General features: G+C 71.6%; 3 protein-coding genes. 2 read left to right on the forward strand and 1 reads right to left on the reverse strand.

The genetic code is table 11. The features are described 5' to 3' along the window. Window positions 1-20: 20 nt before the first annotated feature. The gene (locus tag BN1056_RS06950) at window positions 21-2,024 is read right to left on the reverse strand and encodes an oxidoreductase (RefSeq protein ID WP_210580002.1); all 2,004 of its coding nucleotides are present in this window, start codon (window positions 2,022-2,024) and stop codon (window positions 21-23) included. A gap of 536 nt (window positions 2,025-2,560) precedes the next feature. On the opposite strand from BN1056_RS06950, the gene mraZ reads away from it, so the two are divergent. Together mraZ and rsmH are read left to right on the forward strand one after the other, a co-directional pair. Beyond that, window positions 2,561-2,992 (forward strand): division/cell wall cluster transcriptional repressor MraZ, encoded by a 432-nt coding sequence (mraZ, locus tag BN1056_RS06955; protein WP_210580003.1) that lies wholly within the window; start codon window positions 2,561-2,563, stop codon window positions 2,990-2,992. Between the two features lie 273 nt (window positions 2,993-3,265). Next, window positions 3,266-4,309: 16S rRNA (cytosine(1402)-N(4))-methyltransferase RsmH (gene rsmH, locus BN1056_RS06960; RefSeq protein WP_210580004.1), on the forward strand; the 1,044-nt coding region annotated here is incomplete at its 3' end.

A 4,309-nucleotide genomic window follows, 5' to 3' on the forward strand; every position in this document is an offset into this window, starting at 1 on the left:
GCCCCGCCGTCGCTCGCGTCTCAGAGGGCGAGTGCGGCGACGTAGGCGTCGTTGATGGCGTCGCCGACCTTGCGCGGTTTGACGCAGTCGCCGACCCGGATGACCTCGGCGCCGGGGACGGCCGCGGCGAGAGCGTCGCCCGCGCCCGTGGCGGGCTTGAGCCCGAAGGCCGTGATGACGGTGTCGGCCTCGACGAGCTCCGCGGCGCCCTCGGGGCCGGTGACGCGCACGCCCTCGGGGGTGATCTCCTTGACGAGGGTGCGAGTGCGGATCTCGACCCCGTGCGCCTCGAGCTCGCGCAGCAGCGAGATCCGGTTGAGCATCAGCATGTCCCCGGCGATCTCCTCGACCATCTCGAGGATGACGACCGCGTGGCCCTTCTGAGCGATCTCGAGGGCGGCGTCGGCGCCCGACAGGCCACCACCGCACACGACGACGCGCTGGCCCAGGGGCGCTCCGCGGTGGAAGGCGAGGACGTCGACGGGGCGCGCCCCGGGGGCGACGACGACCGACTCGGGTACGAAGGGGTGCGAGCCGTTGGCGAGGACGAGGACGTCGGCGCCGGTGAGGACCTCGTCCTCGACCGTGACTTCGTGGCCCAGGTGGATGCTCACCGTCGGGATCTGCTCGAGCTGGCGCTCCCACCAGCCGATCATGCGGAACAGTTCCCGCTTGAAGTCGGGGGTCGCCGCCGGCAGGAGGACGCCGCCGATCCGGTCGCCCTTCTCGTAGATCTCGACGCGGTGCCCACGCAGCCCGGCGACGCGCGCGAACTCGAGCCCCGCCGGGCCGGCGCCCACGACGACGACGCGCTTGGGCTCGGTGACGCTGCCGGGCTCGATCACGCGCTCAAGCTCGAAACCCGCCTCGGGGTTCACGGCGCAGGCCACCGGCAGCCCGAAGAAGGCGTTGCCGGTGCACATCTGGTTGCAGCGGATGCAGGGGCGGACGTCGGCCCGGCGGCCCTGCTCGAGCTTGACGACGAGGTCGGGGTCGGCGATGAGCGGGCGCCCCAGGGCAACGAGGTCGGCGCTGCCCTCGGCGATGAGCCGCTCGCCGATCTCGGGGGTGAGGGAGCCACAGGCGGCCACGGGAATGGAGACGACCTCCTTGACCCTGGCGGCGGCCTCCCACATCGGGGCGTCGCCGAGGTAGTACGGCGGAAAGACGTAGTCCATGGCCTCGTAGGAGCCGTCGTCGCACAGGATCATGTCGAGCCCGCCGGCCTCGAGGGCTTGGACGAGCGCCTGGGTCTCCTCCCAGGTGCGCCCGCCCTCGAATCGGTGGTTGACCGAGATGCGGAAGGAGACGATGCAGTCGGGGGCGTTGTCCTTGATGGCGCGCAGGCACTCCACGGCGAAGCGGGCGCGGTTCTCTGGCGAGCCGCCGTACTCGTCCGTGCGGCGGTTCCACAGCGCGCTCATGAACTGGTCGACGAGGTAGCCGGTGTGGCCGTGCAGGTCGATGGCGTCGAAGCCGGCCTCGGCGCCGCGGCGTGCCGCCTCACCCACGCGCTGGACGATGAGGCGGATCTCCTCGGTCGTCAGGGGGCGGCAGCGGCGGGACGGGTCGAAGAAATAGGTGTTGTCCGAGGACGAGACCGGCTCCATCCCGAGTTCGTCGTAGTACTGGTTGTTGCGGCCCAGGCCAGGGGTGAGTTGCAGGGCGGCGAGGCCCCCGCCGGCGTGGACGGCCTCGGCGATACCGCGCAGGCCCGGGATGCAGTCGTCCGAATCGACCCGGGCCAGGCCCTTGTGGATGGGCTCAAGCTCGGACTGGACGAAGTTGATGCCGGTCATGACGACGGCGGTGCCGCCCACGGCGCGTGCCCCGTAATAGGCGGCCTCGCGCGGGGTGGACAGTCCGTCCTCGGTGCACATCTCGGTGCCCATGGGCGGCATGAGGACGCGGTTGCGCAGGACATGACCGGCGATCGTCAGGGGCGACAGGAGGTGGGGGTAGGCGGTGTCCGGTGCGGTGGTTTGGTTGGTGGTCGAGGTGGTGGGGCTGTTGGCGGTGAGCATGGCTGGCTCCTCGGATGTCGACGCTGACACTGTGTCAGTTCACCGCGAAGTCGTGAGCAGCGCCACTACCTAAGGTCCCCATTGGCTGAAACGCAACCCGCCCGGGCGGGTGCGGGGCGTCCGCCGGACGTCCCTCCACTTCCCTCCACGGGTGGTTTCGGGCGGGGGTGCCGGGCGTCCGCCTCACACCGGCGCCGCCACCGCCGGCGCCTCCGTTTTCCTTGGCCTGGTCCCGTTATCCGATCTCGGCCGACGGGTGGCGTCCCCGGTGTCGCCAGCCCCGCCGTCCCTGCTCGCGCTGCCGTCCGCGGCCCGACATCGGTCGACCTCGCCACGCCCATGCCGTTCCGCGCGCCCCTTTCCCTCCACTTTCAACCACCTCAATATGAGCCCGTGATTCCGGGGAAAACTCCGTCCCGTTGGCCGCCTCGACGCGATCATGACCCCAGTTTGCGACCTCAGAGTGGAAGAAAGGGGAGCGAAGTGGAGTAATGTGGGGCACGTTGGATCGTCGAGGGGAGAGGAGTGAGGTCCGCATGTTCTTGGGTACCTACGCTCCCCGCCTCGACGAGAAGGGCCGGCTCATCCTTCCGGCGAAGTTCCGTGAGGAGCTCGCCGGCGGTGTGATCCTCACCCGCGGCCAGGAGCACTGCATCTACGCCTTCACCTCCGCCGAGTTCGAACGCATGTACGCCCAACTGCGCGAGGCCCCCCTGGCGCAGAAACAGGCGCGCGATTACGTCCGCGTCATGCTCTCCGGCGCCGACTCGCAGATCCCCGACAAGCAGGGGCGCATCACCATCCCCGCGCCGCTGCGCGCCTACGCCGGGCTGGGCCGCGACCTCGCGGTCATCGGCGCCGGCGCACGCGTGGAGATCTGGGACGCGAAGGCCTGGGAGACCTACCTGGCCGCGCAGGAGCAGGTCTTCGCCGACACCGCCGAGGAGATCATCCCCGGGTTCTTCTGACCCGCCCCGAACACCTCGGCCGCACAACTGCATAACGCCGTCAGGCATGGGCCCCAGCCGCCCCAAAGCCCTGGAAGTCCACCGGCAACGGTTCCGTTCCGTGAGGTCTCCGCCCGCCGCAGCGTCCGACGCCTCTTCCCCGGCGCCGGAACCCGCGGGAGGAGTCCTGGCAGAGCGGCGCCACCGACGGCCCCCACGCCCAACAGCACCCGAGTACCCCGCACGTCGCAATGCCGACGTCGTGGCAATCCGAACCAGGAGAGGAGGACACCCGTGAGCGACGCCCCCGCCGCGCAAACCCCGGCTGTCACGCAGCCGGCCACCGCCGACGCCGCCGGCCGCCACACGCCCGTCCTCCTGGAGCGCTGTCTGGACCTGCTCGCCCCGGCCCTGGAAGTCGCCGCACCCGTCATGATCGACTGCACGCTCGGCATGGGCGGACACACCGAGGCCGCCCTCGAGCGCTTCACCAACCTCACCGTGGTCGGCATCGACCGCGATCCCCAGGCCATCGCCCTGGCCGGCGCCCGCCTGGCCCGCTTCGGGGACCGCTTCCGCGCCGTGCAGGCAACCTACGACGCCGTCGACGCCGTTGCCCGCGACGCCTCCCGCCGCCCCGACCGCACCGTCGACGCCATCCTCATGGACCTGGGGGTCTCCTCCCTCCAGCTCGACGACGCCGACCGCGGCTTCTCCTACGCCCAGCCCGCCCCACTGGACATGCGCATGGACCAGACCGGCGGACGCACCGCTCAGGAGCTACTCGACGGCGTCGACGAGCGCGAGTTGACCCGCATCCTGCGCACCTACGGCGAGGAACGCTTCGCCCCGCGCATCGCGGCCGCCATCGTGCGCCGCCGCCGCGCCGGCCGGCCCGTCACCACCACGGCCGAGCTGACCGAGCTGGTACGTGAGGCCATTCCCGCCGCCGCCCGCCGCCGGGGCGGGAACCCCGCCAAACGCACCTTCCAGGCGCTGCGCATCGCCGTCAACGGTGAGCTCGAGCTGCTGCAACGCGCCCTGCCGCGAGCCCTCAACTCGCTGCGGGTGGGCGGGCGCATCGTCGTCGAGTCCTACCAGAGCCTGGAGGACCGCATCGTCAAACAGGCCCTGGCCGCCGGCGCCTCCCCGGGTGCACCCGCCGACCTGCCCGTCGTCCCGGAGGGACTGGAACCCTACCTGGAGCTGGTCACTCGCGGCGCCGAGCAAGCGGATGCCGCCGAGCGGGACGCCAATCCGCGCAGCGCCTCGGTGCGCCTGCGGGCCGCCACCCGCATCCGGCCCGCCGCCGAGGCCCCCGCCCCCTACCCCGCCGAC

The organism is Actinomyces succiniciruminis (assembly GCF_900002405.1).
Taxonomy (GTDB): Bacteria; Actinomycetota; Actinomycetes; order Actinomycetales; family Actinomycetaceae; genus Actinomyces; species Actinomyces succiniciruminis.

Coding starts and splice junctions, on each gene's coding strand:
- BN1056_RS06950 (WP_210580002.1), bottom strand. CDS start 2,024: ATGCTCACCGCCAACAGCCCCACCACCTCGACCACCAACCAAACCACC.
- mraZ (WP_210580003.1), top strand. CDS start 2,561: ATGTTCTTGGGTACCTACGCTCCCCGCCTCGACGAGAAGGGCCGGCTC.